Below are 21185 nucleotides of genomic sequence, written 5' to 3'. Positions count from 1 at the left end.
AAACAATCTCGTTGAGTACGGGGTTGTTTTTTTGTGTCGTAGCAGATTTTTGTCAGGGTACCTATTTTATGATAAAGTATAGGCAGAAATGGCTTATCTAGTAGCTAATACGCTGTATAAAGAAACATAAGAGGTAAAATATGGTAAAAGAATACGATTATATTGTCATTGGTGGTGGTTCTGGTGGGATTGCTAGTGCTAATCGTGCTGCTATGCACGGCGCTAAGGTTATTCTCTTTGAAGGAAAAGAGGTCGGCGGTACCTGTGTCAATGTGGGTTGTGTGCCTAAAAAGGTCATGTGGTATGGTGCTCAGGTTGCTGAGACTCTTCACTGCTATGCGGGCGAGTATGGCTTTGATGTGACGCTTAATAAGTTTGATTTTGCAAGGCTTAAGGCCAATCGTCAGGCTTATATCGACCGTATCCATGGTTCTTATGAGCGTGGTTTTGACAGCAATGGCGTTGAACGTGTCTACGAGTATGCAAGATTTGTTGACCCTCATACGGTTGAAGTAGCGGGGGAGCTTTATACAGCACCCCATATCCTTATTGCAACAGGTGGTCATGCTCTTTATCCAAATATTCCAGGTAGTGAATATGGGATTACTTCAGATGGTTTCTTTGAGTTAGATGAGGTACCAAAACGTACAGCTGTTATCGGTGCTGGCTATATCGCCGTTGAGGTTGCTGGTGTTCTCAATGCTCTTGGTAGTGACACGCATCTCTTTGTTCGTAAGGATCGCCCATTACGTACCTTTGACAAGGATATTATCGATGTCTTAGTCGATGAGATGGCTAAATCAGGTCCGACCCTTCACACGCATGCTAATGCTACAGAAGTAGTGAAAAATGCTGACGATTCTTTGACCATTAGCTTTGACAATGGAGAAACGATCACTGTTGATTGCCTCATTTGGGCTATTGGTCGTGCAGCCAATACCTCTGGCTTTGGTCTTGAAAAGACGGGCGTTGAGTTGACTGAACGAGGTAACATTTATTCAGACGCCTTTGAAAATACATCAGTTCCTGGTATCTACGCCCTTGGTGATGTGACTGGTAAACTAGATTTGACGCCAGTTGCAATCAAGGCGGGACGTCAATTGTCAGAGCGACTCTTCAACAATAAAGCCGATGCTAAGCTTGATTACACTGATGTAGCCACTGTGGTCTTTAGCCACCCAGTTATTGGTTCTGTTGGTTTGACTGAGGAAAAAGCAATTGCTAAATATGGTGCGGAGAATATCAAGGTCTATAAATCTAGTTTCACTCCAATGTATACAGCTCTTGCAAACAATCGTCAGCCGTCAACTATGAAATTAGTAACACTTGGTGAGGATGAAAAAATCATCGGTCTTCATGGCATTGGCTACGGTGTCGATGAGATGATTCAAGGCTTCTCTGTGGCTATTAAGATGGGAGCAACTAAGGCTGATTTTGATAATACGGTTGCCATTCATCCAACCGGTTCAGAAGAATTTGTAACGATGAGGTAAAAAGGTGAAGTCTGTTAACTGAGAGTTTCAGACTTTTCTTTGTGTCTGAATGGCTTCAATTGAAACCATTCACTCAACGGGTTCAGAAGAATTTGTGACGATGCGGTAGAAAAGTGAAGGCTGTTAACCGAGAGTTTCAGACTTTTCTTTGTGTTCAAATAGCAGCCTACACTTTGTGTAAAATTATAGATTGTCTAAATAAAATAAGGCCTTCAGGCCTTATTTTATTTAATTAAGTAGTTTCTTACTGCTGATATAAAGTAAAGAGATCCAGTGACAACAAATAAGTCCTCAGAATCTGATGATTCAGCTTGTGCTAGCCAGTCTCTATAGTCGGCTGCACGTTTGAAGTCTTTGGGATAGTCGTCCAAGGGCAGTGCCTCAAAAAAGTCAAAGCTGGTTACCGTTATATCATAATCTTTCAATTCCTCTAGTAAGTCTGCCAAAGGCTTTCGTCTAAGTCCTGCAAAGAGGATATGTACCCTACGATTAGCGAAGTTATCTTTTAGTACCTGCTTTAAGCTGGCAATTCCTTGAGGGTTATGGGCACCATCTAGATAAATGTTATTTCCTATCCACTCACTACGACCAGGCCAATGCGTCTCTTCGATTCCTTCTTGGATGCTCTTATCGGTAATCTTAGAAAATGTTTGAGCTAAGAGATGGGCAGCAGTGACAGCTAGCCCAGCATTGTTTTCTTGATGCTGTCCTAACATTGGAAGTTTAAGATTTGGACTTTCCCAATGGTCATAAGAAATTTGGATCGTTTGATCTTCTTTCGAAAGCAGCTGAATTTCCCTATCAATGATGGCTAAAGGAGCTTGTAGGTCATGTGATTTTTGGTCGAAGAAATGTTCAACTTCTGTAGAGACCCGACCAAGTAAGATGGGTGTATTTTCTCGCATGACGCCTGCCTTATGATTGGCAATGTCCAAAAGGCTATTGCCCAAGGTCTCAGTGTGATCAAAGCCAATCGAAGTACAGATGACAAGCTCCGGCGAAAGAACATTGGTCGAATCAAGTCGTCCACCAATTCCAGCTTCAATGATAGCCATATCAACCTGTTTAAGGTCGAAGTAGAGGAACATGAGTAAGGTGACCAATTCAAATTCCGTTGGTCTGCCAAAATTAGTGTGCTCTTCTAAACCATTGAGAATAACCTGAGCTTTCGCGACAAGGCTAATCAAATCCTTATCAGGAATTTCTGTGCCGTTAATACTAATACGTTCGTTGAAGCGAGTAATATAAGGGGAGGTGAAAGTCCCGACCTGATAGCCTGACTTTGTTAGGATATTTTGTAGGTAGCTAGTTGTTGACCCCTTACCGTTGGTCCCGACAATATGTACCGTTGGATAGTGAGACTGGGGATCTCCAGCTTGTTTCAAGAGCCAACGCATACGTTCGAGTTGAGGGCGACGGCCATTGCCCTTGAAAGAATGGATAAAATTTAGAGTTTCTGTATAGTTCATAGGATTATAGAAAAAAGGCAGGGTTTCCTAGCCTTTTACATGTCTTAGTTAGAAGCGGCGTCACCAGTTGTTGCACCACCAGTAGTCGCATTGCCAGATGTTGTGTCTGCAGTAGCTGCTGATGAAGAGGTAGTCGTATTGCCACCCGTTGTTGTATCTGCAGATGACGAATAGGTGTTAGTTCCTGCTTGGCTACTTGTTTCTGTTTCTGAATCAGTCGCATTGCCATAACTAGATGAGGAAGCACTAGATTCTTGAGTCTTATTATTGCCTTCTTTGATGACTACAGTTGATTGATTGGCTGATGAATCAGAAGTGTCCTTATTTTTAGAGGCTGTGAAATTCATGATAGTGATTGAAGCCACGATGATTGACAAAATTGTCCCGACGGCAGTAAGGACTTTTTGGAAGGCAGTGAAGCCTTTTGTAACGTGTTCAGTCACCTTTGGGGCAGATTTTTTTTCTTCTTTTGATGAATGATTACGGCGTGAGTAATTTTCAGACATGATGCTCTCCTTAAAAATATTTCGTACTTTCTATTATATGATTTTCTCGCAAAAATTGCTAAAAAAATTATGCTATAATAAATAGTAAATAAAAATCGAGGAAAAATCATGATTTATTTTGATAATTCGGCCACGACGGTGCCTTATCCAGAGGCACTTAGAACCTATCAAGAAGTGGCTACTAAAATTTTTGGGAACCCATCCAGCCTACACCAATTAGGAACATCTGCGACACGTATTTTGGAGGCTTCTCGTAAGCAAGTTGCGGAACTCATTGGAAAATCAGCCGATGAGATTTTCTTTACGTCTGGAGGAACCGAAGGTGATAACTGGGTCATCAAAGGTGTAGCTTTCGAAAAAGAGCCTTACGGCAAACACATCATTGTTTCTGATATTGAACACCCTGCGGTAAAAGAATCTGCCAAATGGCTTTCAGAGCATGGTTTCGAGGTATCTTATGCACCAGTAAATGATCAAGGGTTTGTGGATGTTGAAGCTCTTGCTGGATTATTGCGCTCTGACACGATCTTGGTTTCGGTTATGGCAGTCAATAATGAAATTGGATCAATTCAACCTATTCAAGCCATCTCAGATCTCTTGGCTAATGAGCCTACCATATCTTTCCATGTGGATGCTGTTCAGGCTATTGGGAAGATTCCAGTATCGTCCTATTTAACTGATCGTGTAGATTTTGCGACATTTTCTGGTCACAAGTTTCATGCTGTTCGTGGTGTCGGTTTTGTCTACAAAAAGGCAGGGAAAAAGATTACGCCACTCTTAACCGGTGGTGGTCAAGAAAAAGATTTTCGTTCAACAACTGAAAATGTTGCCGGCATTGCGAGTATGGCCAAGGCCTTGCGCTTGGTAACTGACAAAGAGGAATTTTCTCTTCCTAAAATTGCCAAGATGAAAAAGATTATCTTTGACGAATTGGCTAAGTACGAGGATATTACTATTTTCTCAGGTGAGGGTGAAGACTTTGCTCCCAATATTTTAACCTTTGGAATCAAGGGTGTTCGAGGTGAAGTTATTGTCCATGCTTTTGAAGAGCATCAAATCTATATTTCAACGACATCAGCATGTTCATCTAAGGCGGGGAAACCAGCGGGGACTCTCATTTCTATGGGTGTACCGACTAAGTTAGCCCAAACAGCTGTTCGTATCAGTCTTGATGATGACAATGATATGGGACAGGTGGAACAGTTCCTCACGATTTTCAAGCAGGTCTACGCCAAGACACAAAAAGTGAGATAGCAAGATTTAAGCGATTAAACAATAAAACTAAATTCACATTTAAAAGGAAAAGGAATGACACTAACATATTCAGAAATTATGGTTCGCTATGGTGAATTGTCTACCAAAGGCAAAAACCGTATGCGCTTTGTCAATAAACTTAGAAATAATATTAAAGATGTCCTATCCATCTATCCAGAAGTTAAAGTGACTTTTGATCGAGATCGTGGACATATCTACCTCAATGGTACAGACTACGAGCCAGTAGCAGAGTCTTTGAAGCAAATTTTTGGTATTCAAGCCTTTAGTCCTGTTTACAAGTTTGAAAAAGATGTCGATGTCTTGAAAAAAGCTGTTCAAGACATTATGACTGGACTCTATCGTGACGGTCTTACTTTTAAAGTAACTGCTAAACGTAGTGACCATGACTTTGTTCTCGACAGTCGTGAGCTCAATCTTACTTTAGGAAATGCAGTTTTTGATGTATTGCCTGACATCAAGGCTCAGATGAAGGGCCCAGATGTCAACCTTAAGGTAGAAATTCGTGCTGAGGCGGCTTATATTTCTCACGAGGAAATCAAAGGAGCAGGTGGACTACCTGTAGGGACTGCCGGTAAAGGAATGCTCATGCTTTCAGGTGGGATTGATTCGCCAGTGGCAGGTTATCTTGCACTTAAACGTGGTGTGGATATTGAAGCTGTCCACTTTGCAAGCCCTCCTTATACCAGTCCTGGTGCACTGAAAAAGGCTCAAGATTTGACCCGTAAGTTGACCAAGTTTGGTGGTAATATCCAGTTCATCGAAGTACCATTTACTGAAATCCAAGAGGAAATCAAAGAAAAAGCGCCTGAGGCTTATTTGATGACCTTGACGCGTCGTTTTATGATGCGTATTACTGACCGCATTCGAGAAGAACGTCGAGGTCTTGTGATTATCAATGGTGAGAGTCTTGGTCAGGTTGCCAGTCAGACTATGGAGTCTATGCAGGCGATTAATGCTGTTACATGTACGCCAGTGATTCGTCCAGTTGTCACTATGGACAAGTTGGAAATCATTGATTTGGCACAAAAAATTGATACCTTTGACATTTCCATCCAACCTTTTGAGGATTGCTGTACTATCTTTGCACCTGACCGTCCAAAGACTAATCCAAAAATCAAAAACGTTGAACAATATGAACGTCGTATGGATGTTGAAGCCTTGGTTGAACGTGCGGTTGCGGGAATCATGGTGACTGAAATCACACCTATTGAAGAAGCGCAAGACGAAGTGGATACACTTATTGAAGACTTGCTCTAGTCTAGGAGGATATAGTACTAACATAGCAGTATTTAGGTGCTACTAGAGTTAGGTATGTCCAAAAAGAAATGTCGATGTTGAGCTTTTACCCAGAAAGGAAAATACATGACTGTTTATAACATCAATTTAGGAATCGGTTGGGCATCAAGTGGTGTTGAGTACGCCCAGGCCTATCGTTCTACAATTTTCAAAAACACAGGTATTAAGGCCAAATTTGTCTTTATGGATATGTTCCTGCAGGACAATCTTTCTGATTTGACCCGTAACATGGGGTTTGAAGATGAAGACGTCATCTGGCTATACAGCTATTTTACAGACCTGAAAATTGCTCCAACGACCTATACTGTCAAGGATTTGGAAAAGGAAATCCCTTATGACATCACGCGTCGTGAGATTAATGGCAAGGTGGTTAAGCTCTTTTGTGCCAAGGAAGATATTTTTTATGCAGCCTACTTGCGTAAAGAGGGTGAAGATATCGTTCACCGTGTGGAAAAAGTATCGCGTGGTTGCTTAATTCGTAAAGACTTTTACTCTTACACTAAGATGTTCACGGAGTACTACACCCCTGTAGATAACAAGGCCCACCTCTATCAACGTCGTTTCTTCAATGAGGATGGTAGTGTTGCCTATGATGAAATTGTTGATGGTAAGGATAGTGTCTTCCGTTTCCCAGATAAGATTTTGTCTTCTAAGCATGAGTTTATTGCCTACTTTATGTCTCAACTTGGTCTAACTGACCAGGATATCGTTATCTTGGACCGTGCCACTGGCACAGGGCAGGCTGTTTTCCGTAATACCAAACCTGCTAAGCTTGGGGTTGTGGTCCATGCAGAGCACTTTAGTGAAAATGCTGTGACAGACAAGACTATTCTTTGGAATAACTTCTACGAGTATCAATTCAGTAATGCAGATAAGGTTGATTTCTTCATCACAGCGACAGAGCGTCAACGCAGCATTATGCTAGACCAGTTCAACAAATACACACCATTTACACCTAATATCGTAACGATTCCTGTGGGAAGTTTGGATAAACTGAGAGAGCCTGAGGGAGAGCGCAAACCATTCTCAATCATCACAGCTTCACGTTTGGCCAATGAAAAGCACGTAGACTGGTTGGCTAAGGCTGTTGTTAAGGCTAAAGAAAGTCTGCCACAAGTGAACTTTGATATCTTTGGTACAGGTGCTGAAGAAGCTAAGCTTAAGGCAATTATCGAGGAAAATCACGCTCAGGATTACATCCACCTCAAGGGTCACCAAGATTTAACAGAAGTCTACAAGGATTACGAACTTTACCTATCAGGTTCTAAGAGTGAAGGGTTCGGCTTGACACTTCTAGAAGCTGTTGGATCGGGCCTTGGTATGATTGGTTTTGATGTCCGTTATGGGAACCAAACTTTTATCAAGGATAATGAAAATGGTTACTTAATCCCTCGATTTGAAAAAGATGACGAGCTTGCTATTGTGGCTGCCTTGGCAGAGAAAATTGTAGCTTTCTTCAATCGTTCAGATTTAGATCATGTTCATCAAGTCTCTTATGATATCGCAAAAGGCTTTTTGACAGAGGAAATCGAGCAGAAGTGGCTTAACTTAGTAAAGGAGATGACTAATCATGATTAATTTATTTGAGAACTATAGTCAAGGTAGTTGGGATCTCCATTACTCGCTGATTGTTGCTGGCTATGTAAATACAACAGTTTGTCTTTCAGATGATGGCTTTCTGCCTAGTGATGTGACCTCACCTTACCTTTATTTCACTGGTTTTGACAAGGTTCAAGGTTCTGCACTTTACTTTAATCAGGTTCCTGTGCCTGACTACTGGGAAATTTTAGGAACAAATAGCAACGCGGAAATCTTCCGTTTTGATAAGAAACGTGGTCATATTCACTATGCGCATCCTGCTCATCAGCGTCTAGTTAAAGCTGTGGATTGGTATGATGAGTCAGGTCGCCTGCGTGTGACTGATCGCTACAATAATAAGGGGTACCGTTTCTCACAAACAACTTACAATGTTAAGCAAGAAGCGACCATTACTAGTTATTTCACTCCAGACAACAAGGAAGTTATCGTCATTAACCATTTGACCAAAGACGTTATCTTGAATTGGAAAGACAAGGTCTACATTTTCAAAAACAAATCGGAGTTTGTAGTCTTTTATCTTAAAGAAGCTGGTTATGATTTGCGACGTATCCTTTATAACTCCTTGTCAACACCTTTCTTGACAGCTATGAATCTTCCGAATTCTGGTCAAGATGTCCTCTTCTGGCAAGAGCCTATCACTGATTCAGTCCCTGGGAATATGCGCCTCCTTCTTGATAGCAATCACCGTCAAACTAAGATTGTAGTGCAAGAATACACAGCATATACGAATCTTCTAAAGTTGGTTAGTCCAGAGCAGGCTTCTCGCGTGGCCTTTCTCGGATTCATGTATCCATTTGCCCGCCAGAACAACTTCCAAAATCAAGCGCTTATCTTGACCAACTCAGATCAGATTGAACACTTGGAAAGCATTGTTAGTGAAGTGCCTACCATGCACTACCATATTGGGGCAATCACTGAAATGTCAAGTCGTTTGATGGATTTAGCTAAATATAGTAATGTTAGCCTTTATCCGAATATTACAACAGAACAGGTTAAGCGTCTCTATCAAGAGGCTGATTTCTATTTAGATATTAACCACCAAAATGAAATCCTGTCAGCGACACGTGCTGCCTTTGAAAATAACCTGCTTATCCTGGCTTTCACGAATACAAGCCATGGTCCAGATTATACTGCACCAAGCAATATTTTCTCACCAATGAATGCTGGGCAATTTAAGCAAACCCTTAAAGAAGCCTTGGGCAACCGTGACTTCCTTAGTCACTTGCTTGATCGTCAACGTGAGCACGCTCATGTAGCAACACCAGAAGATTATAAGAAGGTTATTGGTTAGGAAAATGACACTAGAGGTTCGTAACATTTATCCTCTGACATCAACATTCAAGATGGTCGCTTCGCTTTATGAAGCGGCTTTTCCTGTGGAGGAGAGACTCCCACTTTGGCAATTGTCTTGGAATAATTTGAAAAATGGACAATCTTTCTTGGCTTATTTTGATCAGGGAGTTTTTATTGGTTTTACCTATGCAATCTGTACTGATAACCTGGTCTACCTTCTCTTTCTTGCGGTTGAGGAAAGTAAACAGTCGCAGGGTTACGGTAGTCAAATTTTGGCACAAGTTAGGGAAGAAGCAGGAGAACGACCGTGTGTGCTTACGATTGAACCCATGGATGAGGAGCAAGTCTCTAATCGGGCTCAACGTCTAAAACGTTTAGCATTTTATGAACGAAATGGCTATCAGGCATTGAATCACTTCTATTTTGAAGGAAGTGAACGCTATCAAATTTTGACAACGGATAAGAGCCTTTCCTTAGTTGGTCTGGAGCGGGCTCTAGCTAAGACTTTCCTAGGAAGATATGGAATAAGAGTTGATTAGGGTAATCGTTACTTTGATAAATTTCAATGAGCAGAATAAGAATAATCAAAATAACTTTTTCTCTTGTCATTAGCATGAAAAAATGATAGAATTGTAACGTTGACTAAATGCACGTCCTGTGCAACCGCACGACTACTGTTTACAAGTGGGTTCGCCCCCGCAGTACTAGGCGAGTCTTCACAGAGGGAAACCTCAGACACATTAAAAATTTTAATAGGAGGTGCATCATGAGCACATACGCAATCATCAAAACTGGTGGAAAACAAGTTAAAGTTGAAGTAGGTCAAGCGATCTACGTTGAAAAAATCAACGCTGAAGCTGGATCAGAAGTAACTTTTAACGAAGTTGTTCTTGTCGGTGGTGATAAAACTGTAGTAGGTACTCCAGTTGTTGAGGGAGCTACTGTTGTCGGAACTATCGAAAAACAAGGTAAACAAAAGAAAGTTGTTACTTTCAAATACAAACCTAAAAAAGGTAGCCACCGTAAACAAGGTCACCGTCAACCTTATACAAAAGTTGTTATCAACGCTATCAACGCGTAAGTTAGCGACTAATCACTAAGAAAGGACACAATCTTATGTTGAAAACTCTTGAAAACTTGCAACTTTTCGCCCACAAAAAAGGTGGGGGTTCTACTTCCAATGGTCGTGATTCACAAGCTAAACGTCTTGGTGCTAAAGCAGCTGATGGACAAACTGTATCAGGTGGATCAATCCTTTACCGTCAACGCGGTACACACATCTACCCAGGTGTAAACGTAGGCCGTGGTGGTGACGATACACTCTTCGCTAAAGTTGAAGGTGTTGTACGTTTCGAACGTAAAGGTCGCGACAAAAAACAAGTATCTGTATACCCAGTTGCTAAATAATTAAGCTAAAGTCTGCACTTTTGTGTAGGCTTTTCTTTATGAAAAAAGGAGAATCCTATGCCTTTAAATCACTACCAACAAGAAGTAGGGCCAAGTCTAGCAGATGCTAGTCCGGGTAAAATGCCAGATGTTGCTCTATTAGAAGGTCGTTATTGTAGCGTTGAACATTTGACAGTGTCAGAGCATTATGAGGACATTTTAGACTTTTACTTTACTAATCAGATTCTTTCTGATTGGACCTATATGTATGCCGATCCATTTGAATCTGAAGAAGCTGTACGTCAGTGTTTGGAGGATTATGAGCAATCCGATAACCCTTATTTCTTTGCCATCAGGGATAAGGCTTCAGGTAAGGTTCTGGGAACCTTTTCACTTATGGCTATTACACCAAAAAATCGTAGTGTTGAGATGGGACGAGTGATTTTAGCACCTGCTTTACAAAAGACTCGAGCAGCCACAGAAGCTCAATACCTGCTTATGGAATATGTCTTTGAAGATCTTAACTATCGTCGTTATGAGTGGAAATGTGATAGTCTCAACCGCCCTTCTGCCAATGCAGCCATGCGTTTAGGGTTCACCTATGAGGGGCGTTTTCGTAACCATGCTATCTATAAGGGACGTAGCCGTGATACGGACTGGTTCTCGATTATTGACAGTGAGTGGCCAGTACTTAAGAAACGATTTGAGAATTGGTTGTCTCCTGAGAATTTTGATGAACAGGGACAGCAGAAATGTTCTTTGAGGGATTGTTAGCTGGCAATATAAGGGCTCTCTTCTGATGAAGGAGCCTTATTTTAGTAGTCCTAGTCCTAAATCAAAGCTCCTACTTTTCTAGTGATTATTGTTACTGTCAAAATCAGTCTAAATACTCATTTTTCTGTCAATAATATTCCCATAATAAAGCATATTTATGCTATAATAAAGAGTAATTGTATCAAGGAGAATATGACTAATGGATTTAATTCGCGAAAAAGTATTTGTTAACCGTTACCACTATGATGTTCGTAACCATGAGTGGGAAAAAGAGAATGGTGTTCCTAAAACAAATGTTGAAGTAACTTTCCAGTTGCACAATAAAGATGAAGAAGCTAACAATACGTCTGTTGTAGCTGTTTTGCAATTTATGATTGTCCGTGATGAGTTTGTTATCTCAGGGATTGTTTCTCAAATGGACCACATTCAAAACCGTATCGTCAATGAACCAAAAGACTTCTCACAAGAAGAAGCAGAAGCCTTGGCTGCACCGCTCTTGGATACGCTTCAACGTTTGACTTATGAAGTAACTGAAATTGCCTTGGATCGTCCAGGTATCAATTTGGAGTTCTAAGATGTCTCTTGCAGTTATTACGGACTCATCAGTTAATCTCCCTGCTGAAATTCAGGGCCATGCTGATGTTTATGTTTTAGATATTCCGGTCATCATTGAGGGGCAGCCTTTTGTTGAAGGAAAAAACTTGGATGTCAATCAGTTTTATGAGCAAATGGCAAACTCTGAGGAATTGCTCAAGACGTCGCAACCTAATCTAGCTGACTTGGATAACTTGCTTATGGAGTTTGAGGAGAAAGGTTATACCCATGTCGTTGGGCTTTTCCTTTCTTCAGGAATCTCTGGTTTTTGGGCCAATAGTCAGTTTTTGATTGAGGACCATGCCAAGTTGAAGATTGCTTTTCCTGATACAAAAATCACAGCAGCTCCTATGGGAACCATGGTGAGAAACGTTTTGCATTGGTCAGCTCAAGGGATGTCTTTTGAGAACATTTTGAAGAAGCTTGAGGAGCAAGTTGACCAAACGACGGCTTATATTCTTGTGGATGATCTTAATCATCTGGTTAAGGGTGGCCGTTTGTCGAATGGTTCGGCGATTTTAGGAAATCTTTTGTCTATCAAACCTATTTTGAATTTTAATGACGAAGGAAAAATCGTTGTTTTTGAAAAGGTGCGTACAGAGAAGAAAGCTGTGAAACGTTTGGTTGCCCTAGCTGAGGAAAATCGTGAAATGGAACTTAGTATCCTTCACACCAATGCTCCTGAAAAAGCTGAAGATTTTAAAAAGCAGCTAGAAGCACAGGGAATTAGCGTTTCAACAGTGGTATCCTTATGTGCTGTAATTGCGACACACTTGGGTGAAGGAGCACTAGTACTAGGTATAACACCTAAATTTACCAAATAAGTACTATCCATCTGGAATGGGGTTTGTCTATGATTAAAATCAATAGAGAGGAAAAATGACATGTCTATTAAAGTTATTGTTGCTGGATTTAAAGGAAGAATGGGTTCAACTGCGGTTGAAATGGTCAAGGGAGATGACGAATTGACTTTGGCTGCCTTGCTTGACCCATTTGCGACAGAAAAAGAAGTGGACGGTGTTCCTGTCTTCACAGATAAAGCGGATTTGGTTGGCTTTGACGCAGATGTCTGGGTGGATTTCACTATGCCAGCTGTTGCCTATGAAAATACTCGTTTTGCTTTGGAGAATGGTTTTGCACCAGTTGTGGGTACCACAGGATTTACTGAAGCACAAATTCAGGAATTGACAGACCTTTCTAAAGACAAGTCTATTGGTGGTTTGATTGCCCCTAACTTTGCTATTGGTGCTATCCTTCTTATGAAGTTTGCGGCAGAAGCTAGCAAATATTTCCCAGATCTTGAAATCATTGAGCTTCACCATGACAAGAAAAAAGATGCGCCTTCAGGTACAGCAGTGAAAACAGCTGAACTTATTCGTGAGGTTCGCGAGTCTAAACGTCAGGGAGCTGAGGATGAAGTGGAAACCCTCGCTGGAGCACGTGGTGCTGAGTTTGATGGTTTCCGCATTCACAGTGTGCGTTTGCCAGGGCTTGTAGCTCACCAAGAGGTTATCTTTGGTGCCCAAGGAGAGGGCTTGACCTTGCGTCATGATTCTTATGACCGTATTTCCTTTATGGGTGGAGTTAACCTAGGTATTAAAGAAGTGGTTAAACGTGATCAGCTTGTTTATGGTTTGGAACATTTACTATGAGATTAAGTTATTTGCCTTCTGAATTTCAGAAGGCTTTACCAATATTAGAGAAGATTAAGGCTGCGGGTTTTGAGGCTTACTTTGTTGGTGGTTCGGTACGAGATGCCCTTCTTAACCGTCCCATTCATGATGTAGACATTGCTTCATCTTCATATCCTGAGGAGACCAAGCAGATCTTCGAGCGTACGGTGGATATCGGTATTGAGCATGGGACCGTTTTGGTCTTGGAAAATGGCGGTGAGTATGAGGTGACGACCTTCCGAACAGAGGACGTCTATGTAGATTACCGTCGTCCGTCTAGCGTGTCCTTTGTGCGTTCATTGGAAGAGGACCTCAAGCGTCGTGATTTTACAGTCAATGCTTTTGCTCTTAATGAAAATGCTGAGGTTATCGACAAGTTCGATGGGCTTGCTGATTTGGACAACCGTGTTTTGAGGGCTGTTGGTAAGGCTGAGGAACGCTTTAACGAAGATGCTCTTCGTATCATGCGAGGGCTACGTTTTGCAGCGAGTTTAGACTTTGATATCGAAGAAAAAACTTTTCAGGCTATGACCAGCCATGCCCCACTTCTGGAAAAGATTTCGATTGAGCGAAGTTTCATCGAGTTCGATAAGTTGCTTTTGGCCCCACATTGGAAAAAGGGAATCAAGGCACTTCTAGCGACTAAGGCTTATCAGTACCTTCCGGATTTTCAAGAAACTGCTGAAGAATGGCAGTCTTTTGTGGCAGACTATGTGGAGGACTTTAGATTTACAAGTTCTGAACAGGCTTGGGCGGCAACTCTTTTGGCTCTCAAGCATGATAATCCACGCTCTTTCCTTAAAAAATGGAAGACGTCTGTTAATTTCCAAAAGACAGTTCAGTCCTTGATTGAGATTTTCAATTTCCGTTTGGAGAGAGCCGTGACTAAACAAGATGTTTATCAGTATGGTAAGGAGCTCTTAGAGGCGGCTGAGACTTTGAGACAGGCTCAGGGCTTGGATGTCGATTATGTGCGTATTGCCGATTTGGATGGTCAGTTGCTCATCCATGATAAGCACGAAATCGTTGTGAATGGTGGCACGCTGATGAAGGAGCTAGGATTCAAACCTGGTCCGGACCTTGGTCGTGCACTTAAAGCCATTGAAAATGCCATCGTTGATGGGAAACTAGCTAATGACAAGGAAGCTATTATGGCCTTTGTTCAAGCTATGAAATAAGTTTACGGACGTTATAAAAATGACACACCGCTACAGAGCATGCGTAGGATCCGTAGCGGTGTTATTTGTAAGAAGGAAGTAAGATGTCAGATTTTATTGTTGAAAAATTAACCAAGTCCGTTGGAGACAAGACGGTTTTTAAAGAGATTTCATTTATTATCCATGATTTGGATCGTATTGGGATTATTGGTGTCAATGGGACAGGTAAGACAACCTTGCTAGATGTTGTCTCTGAGCGTATTGGTTTTGATGGTGATGTGTCACCTTTCACTAAGGCTAATGGCTATAAGATTGCTTATTTGACTCAGGAGCCAGAATTTGATGACAGCAAGACAGTGCTTGATACAGTCTTGTCATCAGACCTTCGTGAGATGGCTTTGATTCGTGAATATGAAACCCTTATGGCAGATTATTCTGAGGAGAATCAGGCTCGCTTGGAGAAGGTTATGGCTGAGATGGATAGTCTAGATGCTTGGTCCATTGAGAGCGAGGTTAAGACAGTCTTGTCTAAGTTGGGATTGTCAGATCTCTCGCAAAAGGTCGGGGACCTCTCAGGTGGTCTTCGTCGTCGTGTGCAGTTGGCTCAGGTTCTCTTGAATGATGCAGATCTCCTGCTCTTGGATGAGCCAACCAACCATTTGGATATTGATACTATTGCTTGGTTGACGAATTTTCTCAAGTCTTCTAAAAAGACGGTACTCTTTATTACCCACGACCGTTATTTCTTGGACAATGTAGCCACACGTATCTTTGAGTTAGACCAGGCTAATTTGATTGAATATCAAGGGAATTATCAAGACTATGTGCGTCTAAAGGCCGAACAAGATGAACGAGATGCAGCAGCCCTTCACAAGAAAAAGCAACTCTATAAGCAGGAGTTGGCATGGATGCGAACGCAACCGCAGGCACGTGCAACCAAACAACAAGCTCGTATCAATCGCTTTAAGGATCTTAAGGGTGAGGTTCACCAAACGGTCAATAATGAGGATCTTGAAATTAACTTTGAGACCAGCCGTATTGGTAAGAAGGTAGTGAACTTCGAGCATGTCGATTTCGCTTATGAAGATGGCAAGCAAATTCTCAGTGATTTCAATCTTATCATGCAAAATCGTGATCGTATCGGTATTGTTGGGGATAATGGTGTCGGAAAATCGACCTTGCTCAATCTGATTAATGGTGACCTTGTGCCTACAGCTGGTGTCCTAGATATTGGTGAGACGGTACGTATTGGTTATTTCTCACAGCAAATTAAAGATATGGATGAGAGCAAGCGTGTCATTAACTACTTGCAAGAAGTTGCAGATGAAGTTAAGACAACGGTTGGGACAACCAGTATCACAGAGCTCTTGGAGCAATTCCTTTTCCCTCGTTCTACCCATGGGACACAGATTGCCAAGCTCTCTGGTGGGGAAAAGAAACGTCTTTATCTACTTAAGATTCTGATTGAAAAGCCCAACGTTCTGCTCTTGGATGAGCCGACAAATGATTTGGACATTGCAACTTTGACGGTTTTGGAAAACTTCCTTAATGGTTTTGGCGGCCCTGTCGTTACCGTAAGTCACGACCGCTATTTCTTGGACAAGGTAGCTAACAAGATTCTAGCCTTTGAAGAGGGTGGTGTTCGAGAGTTTTTTGGTAACTACACAGACTACCTTGATGAAAAAGCCTTCTTACAAGAGCAATCAGCCCTCCTCGAGAAGGAAAAAGAGCAAGCTAGCGTTAAAGTTGAGAAAGTTAAAGAAGATAAAAAACGCATGAGCTACTTTGAAAAACAAGAGTGGGCGACCATCGAGGATGAGATTGCTGACCTTGAAGCCAAAATCGAAGAGATTGAAGCAGCCATGCTTGAAAATGCTAGCGATTATGGACAGTTAGCTACCCTTCAACGTGATTTGGATGCTGCTAACGAAACCCTACTTGAAAAGTATGAACGCTATGAGTATTTGAGTGAGCTAGAGGGATAAGCTCTTTAGTAATCAAAGTATGACAAAAGCCCTGCATTTGCAAGGCTTTTTGATGTTTATGTAGTGTCTGGTTTCTTCTTACCACAAGCGGAATGAAAAGGAAAGGACTGAAACACCCGTAAAGATAATTAAGGAAGCTACCAAGCGCCCAATAAGAAAGGCTGAGAAAAACGGAGCACTAAAGAGCAAGAGCCCAAATACCAGACAAATTAAGGCGATTGACAGGGCAGGTTGTCCTGAGAAGCCGAATTGACGTTGGCGATGAGCTTGAAAGCCTTGTGTAAAGGCTGAGACAAGAAGCCACCAAGCGATAATGGTTACAGCTACACCTGAGAGCACCCATGCTGATGTTGATAGCAAAATAATCCCAAAAACAATGGAAATGATACTCTGAAGCAGTTGGAAGAAGGAGCGGTTTTCGTTATCTCGTTTAAAATAAACCATGAGACTTGAAACACCAGATATGAGCATCACTAGGGCAAACAGCCAACCAACGATGGCAAGAAGGTTTGTAGGATTAGCGAAGAAAAAGACACCCAAGAGTGTAATGAGAATGCCACTAATCAATGTAAAACTTTTCATAGGATACCTCTTATTAATTTTTCTTAATACTACTATGTAAGCATCAAATTGTCAAACAAAGACCTTCTTTAGAGTGGTTTAATATGATAAGTATAGGTGGCAGCTTTTCTGGTTCTAGTAGCTACCTGACGGCCTGTCTTTTGGAAGAGATGTTTAAAACGCCTCAAGAAGTTTGTAGAATCCATCTTAAGGTAGTCTTCATTAAAGGTCCCAAAAAGTTGACGATAGGTGGTTAGAGTATTTTCCTCAGGCATAATAGAAAGGATAGTTGGATAGTATTCGAGTCGTCCCTTGATACGTTCCATAGCTGTTAAGAGAATTTCCCAATGGTCGAAGGCAAGATCATCGTGTGACAGCGCCTTATCACCATCAGTAAGTTGCAGTTTACCATCTACCATGGCAATGTCTAACCAATGCGTAGACGCCGCATCGTCGGCCGCCTTTTCTACTTGAATATCATTAAAAGTCATGAAGCAGAGATAAGCCACTGTGATAGTCCACATCCGAGGATCCCGATAAGGTGTTCCCACTGTAATGAGTTGCTCAATGTGATCAGGGTTGAGCTTAACGGATGTTTCCTCCTGAACTTCGCGACAGACAGCTAAATTGAGATCCTCTTGCTCCTGAACGAAGCCACCACTGAGAGCATATTTTCCCATGAAGGGATGATTTTTTCGCTTGATAAGTAAGGTTTGGACTCTTCCTTCATAATAGCGGAAGATGACCGAGTCAACGGTCACTGAGGGCTTCACGTACTTATCCATTTCTTCTCGCCGATAGATGTCCAAAAATTCCTTTTCACCACCAGAGTTTTCGAAGGTTTTAGTCATAGGTTTCCTCCTTTATTTATTGTAAGTTCAAATGATGATGGCTTTACATCAGTCTTCTAAATCTCGATGTGTAGACGTTCCTTGATTGCCTTCTTAGCGTGATGGTAGTTATCCGCAAAGAAGCTGTCGCTATTACTATTTTCCCCTAAAATAACGATTTTATCCTTAAATGGTGATAGGAGGTCTAAGAGGTGCTGGGTAAACCAGTCACGTGTTTGGTTATCAGCCATAGTCATGTCACGGAAACCATCATCCACATAGTTTGATTTTGGCAGAATCACAAAAATCAAATCCCACTTTTCACGGGCCTGGGTTACCTGATAGAGCCTATCCAGCATGTCAAATTCTTCTTTAGAAATATTTTCTTTCAAATAGTAATCGATATAAACCTTGGTGACTGTTGAGTTGGTATCGGCAAAGATAAGTCCTGAGTGCTGCCCTTTATCAATGATATCAGAGGTCTGGGCATATTGATCTGTCAGGAGGTGAATATAATCGTTAGTATCTAACTCGTCATCTCGTACATTATACTTTTCTTGATACTCCCTAGCATATTCCAGAGAGCAGGGAGCGTTGTAAGTTCGGGCCAAATCTTTAACAAGAGTAGTTTTTCCACCACTAGCAGAGCCCACGACAAGGACCTTATGAGTAAAGTGACGACGGAAAGGCTTGGTGATAAAACTCCAATTTTCCATAGGATTGTCGCGAATCTCGGTAGCAGAGATGTTGATAATAGAGCGTTCGATGAGTTCTACCTGAGCTTGAGGATAATAGCGATTGAGCTCGGTCACGTACTCTGGCTCTCCAACATAAAAGGTAATCTTTTCAGGATTATCCGTATTTTTAGAGATAAGCTCTTTGACACGATTAACCCAAGGTACCCATCCCTCGGGATAGGCTGGTATCCCAGCCTCATCCAGTTTATCCACAACGACTAATTCATCATCATAGAAAACTTCTCGAACATAACGGAAACGGCGGTTGAGCGATAGGCCTGCGCGTGTCCCTCGATCTTCTTGTGTGTTGCTGCCACTTACGATGACGAGCACATTGTCATTAGCGCGTTTTGCCTTGGTAATAAGGTCAACGTGCCCAACATGCATTGGAGCGAAAGTTCCAAAAACAATGCCGATGTGCTTTCCTGATAATTGCTTTCTTTTCATAAAAAATGATCCTTTTCAAGATTTAGTAAAATTACTAAATTCATAATAACATAGTTGGGGATCTTTGTAAATGTAAAAATAGTAATTTTACTAAATTGTTTTTAGGTTATTTTAGATTTAAAGTTCAAAAAAAGTTTAAAAAATTTTGGAGAAAAACTAGAAAAATAGAATCCGTTTACATTGTTGAATTGATAACTTTTTAGGAGTAGCTTAAAAAAGATAGATCACTTGCTATGTCATAAAAGCTAACATAAAAATCAAAAAAATAGCAGAAAATACTTGACAAGAAGATTCTGAAAATTTATACTATTCATGTAATTAAATTACTAAGGTAATTATTTGAAAGGAAACATTGATATGACAACAGGTAAAGAGTACGTTGCTAGCGTTTTTGAAAAAGTGAAAGCTCAAAATGGCCATGAGGCTGAGTTCCTTCAAGCAGTTGAAGAAGTTTTCGATTCACTTGTTCCTGTCTTCGACAAATATCCTAAATATATTGAAGAAAACCTTTTGGAACGTTTGGTTGAACCAGAACGTATCGTTTCATTCCGTGTGCCATGGGTTGACGATAAAGGACAAGTACAAGTAAACCGTGGTTTTCGTGTACAATTCTCATCAGCTATTGGTCCTTACAAAGGTGGTCTTCGTTTCCACCCATCAGTAAACCAATCAATCATTAAATTCCTTGGTTTCGAACAAATCTTTAAAAACTCATTGACTGGTCAACCAATCGGTGGTGGTAAAGGTGGATCAAACTTCGATCCTAAAGGTAAATCAGATAACGAAATCATGCGTTTCTGCCAAAGCTTCATGACTGAATTGAGCAAACACATTGGTGCAGATACAGACGTACCTGCAGGTGATATCGGTGTTGGTGGACGTGAAATTGGTTATCTCTATGGCCAATACAAACGTCTTCGTAATGAGTACACAGGTGTTCTTACTGGTAAAGGTTTGAACTGGGGTGGATCACTTGCTCGTACAGAAGCAACTGGTTACGGTGCTGTTTACTTTGCAGAACAAATGCTTAATGCACGTGGTGAAAACTTTAACGGTAAAACAGCAGTTGTTTCAGGTGCTGGTAACGTTGCCATCTACGCTATTGAAAAATTGCAAAGCCTAGGTGCTAAAGCGGTAACATGTTCTGACTCATCTGGTTTTGTTTATGATCCAGACGGAATCGACGTTGACTTGTTGAAAGAAATCAAAGAAGTTAAACGTGAACGTATCGTTAAATATGCAGAAGCTCGTCCAAATGCAACCTTCACACCTGCTGGTGGTGAAAAGACAGTTTGGTCTATCAAAGCTGACTTGGCATTCCCATGTGCAACTCAAAATGAATTGGATGAAACAGATGCAGAAACACTTGTAGCAAATGGTGTATTGGCTGTTTCAGAAGGTGCTAACATGCCTTCAACTTTGGGAGCTATTGATGTCTTCCTTAAAGCTGGTGTATCATTTGGTCCTGCCAAAGCTGCTAACGCTGGTGGTGTTGCTGTATCAGCTCTTGAAATGGCACAAAACAGCGGACGTACACAATGGACATTCGAAGAAGTTGATGCTAAACTTTACGATATCATGAAAGGTATCTACGAAAATGCCGCAGCAGCTGCTAAAGAATTTGGTCATGAAGGTAACCTTGTTGTGGGTGCCAACATCGCTGGATTCCTTAAAGTTGCAGACGCTATGTCAGCTCAAGGTATTGTTTAATTAACAGCCTTGACCTGATTAATAAGCCTCTCGATAAAATAAGAAAAGAAGCCTGCGGGTTTCTTTTTTTGTTTAGACAGACTTAGGAGGAAGAGGAGTTCCGTGCTTTTTTTGGTATAATGACCTTGTAAGAAATCTCTTTCTAGAGCAGATTTTTATGAATTAGAATATGAGAGGAATAATTTTGAGTGTTGGAAAGGGTCCCTGTGGGGTAAAAAAGAAGAAGTATACTAATCAGACAATCATTCTAATAAGTTTCTTAATCAGTATGGTGTCAATACTGCCTATGTTCTTTTTTAGGGACAAGCTTTATGGTGATGATATTGTCTTTCACATTAACCGACTCTTATCTTTGGATACTGTCTGGAAGAGTCCTATTAATTTTACGACTAACGGAGGG

The 21185-nt window shown here is 41.2% G+C and carries 20 protein-coding genes and 1 other annotated feature; of the genes, 15 read left to right on the top strand and 5 right to left on the bottom strand.

The window, feature by feature from the left end:
* The first annotated feature begins 140 nt into the window (after positions 1-140).
* Entirely contained in the window at positions 141-1493 is a 1353-nt protein-coding gene (gene gorA / locus H7T93_RS07175) for a glutathione-disulfide reductase (RefSeq protein ID WP_201041716.1), read from the top strand.
* A gap of 224 nt (positions 1494-1717) precedes the next feature.
* Here the strand turns inward: gorA and H7T93_RS07170 are convergent, their stop codons facing one another.
* Both H7T93_RS07170 and H7T93_RS07165 read right to left on the bottom strand, forming a co-directional pair.
* Positions 1718-2962 carry a bifunctional folylpolyglutamate synthase/dihydrofolate synthase gene (locus tag H7T93_RS07170; RefSeq protein WP_002885570.1) on the bottom strand — a complete coding sequence of 415 codons (1245 nt, stop codon included), beginning with the start codon at positions 2960-2962 and terminating at the stop codon, positions 1718-1720.
* A gap of 44 nt (positions 2963-3006) precedes the next feature.
* Positions 3007-3468 (bottom strand): DUF6556 family protein, encoded by a 462-nt coding sequence (locus H7T93_RS07165; RefSeq protein ID WP_002885527.1) that lies wholly within the window; start codon positions 3466-3468, stop codon positions 3007-3009.
* A gap of 108 nt (positions 3469-3576) precedes the next feature.
* Between H7T93_RS07165 and H7T93_RS07160 the strand changes: the two genes are divergently transcribed.
* From H7T93_RS07160 to H7T93_RS07100, 13 genes are all read left to right on the top strand, one after another.
* Positions 3577-4722: a cysteine desulfurase family protein gene (locus H7T93_RS07160; RefSeq protein ID WP_002885484.1), complete on the top strand. Its 1146-nt coding sequence runs from the start codon at positions 3577-3579 to the stop codon at positions 4720-4722.
* A gap of 54 nt (positions 4723-4776) precedes the next feature.
* A complete protein-coding gene (gene thiI / locus H7T93_RS07155) occupies positions 4777-6000 on the top strand; it encodes a tRNA uracil 4-sulfurtransferase ThiI (RefSeq protein WP_155211752.1) in 1224 nt (407 codons plus the stop codon).
* Positions 6001-6105: 105 nt separating this feature from the next.
* Complete coding sequence (gene gtfA, locus H7T93_RS07150; protein WP_002890077.1) at positions 6106-7617, top strand: accessory Sec system glycosyltransferase GtfA; 1512 nt, start codon at positions 6106-6108, stop codon at positions 7615-7617.
* Positions 7610-8929: an accessory Sec system glycosylation chaperone GtfB gene (gene gtfB, locus H7T93_RS07145; RefSeq protein ID WP_175057413.1), complete on the top strand. Its 1320-nt coding sequence runs from the start codon at positions 7610-7612 to the stop codon at positions 8927-8929. The genes gtfA and gtfB overlap by 8 nt, the downstream gene beginning before the upstream one ends.
* Before the next feature lie 4 nt (positions 8930-8933).
* Positions 8934-9470, top strand: a complete 537-nt coding sequence (locus H7T93_RS07140; protein ID WP_175057414.1) for a GNAT family N-acetyltransferase — start codon at positions 8934-8936, stop codon at positions 9468-9470.
* Positions 9471-9582: 112 nt separating this feature from the next.
* Positions 9583-9657: a sequence feature (ribosomal protein L21 leader region), on the top strand.
* 40 nt (positions 9658-9697) lie between these two features.
* Complete coding sequence (rplU, locus tag H7T93_RS07135) at positions 9698-10012, top strand: 50S ribosomal protein L21 (protein WP_002885597.1); 315 nt, start codon at positions 9698-9700, stop codon at positions 10010-10012.
* A 35-nt stretch (positions 10013-10047) separates the two neighbouring features.
* Positions 10048-10338, top strand: a complete 291-nt coding sequence (gene rpmA, locus H7T93_RS07130; RefSeq protein ID WP_002885483.1) for a 50S ribosomal protein L27 — start codon at positions 10048-10050, stop codon at positions 10336-10338.
* 57 nt (positions 10339-10395) lie between these two features.
* Positions 10396-11091 (top strand): GNAT family N-acetyltransferase, encoded by a 696-nt coding sequence (locus tag H7T93_RS07125; protein ID WP_175057415.1) that lies wholly within the window; start codon positions 10396-10398, stop codon positions 11089-11091.
* 199 nt (positions 11092-11290) lie between these two features.
* Entirely contained in the window at positions 11291-11665 is a 375-nt protein-coding gene (locus tag H7T93_RS07120; RefSeq protein ID WP_002885550.1) for a DUF1149 family protein, read from the top strand.
* Between the two features lies 1 nt (position 11666).
* On the top strand, positions 11667-12509 hold the full coding sequence (locus H7T93_RS07115) for a DegV family protein (protein ID WP_014633954.1): 843 nt from the start codon (positions 11667-11669) through the stop codon (positions 12507-12509).
* Positions 12510-12569: 60 nt separating this feature from the next.
* Positions 12570-13337, top strand: coding sequence for a 4-hydroxy-tetrahydrodipicolinate reductase (gene dapB / locus H7T93_RS07110; protein WP_048676350.1), 768 nt, complete (start codon positions 12570-12572; stop codon positions 13335-13337).
* A complete protein-coding gene (locus H7T93_RS07105; protein ID WP_201041715.1) occupies positions 13334-14536 on the top strand; it encodes a CCA tRNA nucleotidyltransferase in 1203 nt (400 codons plus the stop codon). The genes dapB and H7T93_RS07105 overlap by 4 nt, the downstream gene beginning before the upstream one ends.
* Positions 14537-14619: 83 nt before the next feature.
* A complete protein-coding gene (locus H7T93_RS07100) occupies positions 14620-16500 on the top strand; it encodes an ABC-F family ATP-binding cassette domain-containing protein (RefSeq protein WP_022496253.1) in 1881 nt (626 codons plus the stop codon).
* 78 nt (positions 16501-16578) lie between these two features.
* On the opposite strand, the gene H7T93_RS07095 is transcribed toward H7T93_RS07100, so the two are convergent.
* From H7T93_RS07095 to H7T93_RS07085, 3 genes are all read right to left on the bottom strand, one after another.
* The gene (locus H7T93_RS07095; protein WP_013990123.1) at positions 16579-17082 is read right to left on the bottom strand and encodes an HdeD family acid-resistance protein; all 504 of its coding nucleotides are present in this window, start codon (positions 17080-17082) and stop codon (positions 16579-16581) included.
* A gap of 68 nt (positions 17083-17150) precedes the next feature.
* On the bottom strand, positions 17151-17912 hold the full coding sequence (locus H7T93_RS07090; protein ID WP_064520584.1) for an NUDIX domain-containing protein: 762 nt from the start codon (positions 17910-17912) through the stop codon (positions 17151-17153).
* Between the two features lie 56 nt (positions 17913-17968).
* The gene (locus tag H7T93_RS07085) at positions 17969-19075 is read right to left on the bottom strand and encodes an AAA family ATPase (protein WP_064520585.1); all 1107 of its coding nucleotides are present in this window, start codon (positions 19073-19075) and stop codon (positions 17969-17971) included.
* A 357-nt stretch (positions 19076-19432) separates the two neighbouring features.
* Between H7T93_RS07085 and gdhA the strand changes: the two genes are divergently transcribed.
* A complete protein-coding gene (gene gdhA, locus H7T93_RS07080; protein WP_037597452.1) occupies positions 19433-20785 on the top strand; it encodes an NADP-specific glutamate dehydrogenase in 1353 nt (450 codons plus the stop codon).
* The last annotated feature ends 400 nt before the right edge of the window (positions 20786-21185 follow it).

It is taken from the genome of Streptococcus sp. 9.1 (genome assembly GCF_016648815.1).
GTDB lineage: Bacteria > Bacillota > Bacilli > Lactobacillales > Streptococcaceae > Streptococcus > Streptococcus salivarius_E.
This window is presented reverse-complemented; position numbering and strand designations above follow the sequence as displayed.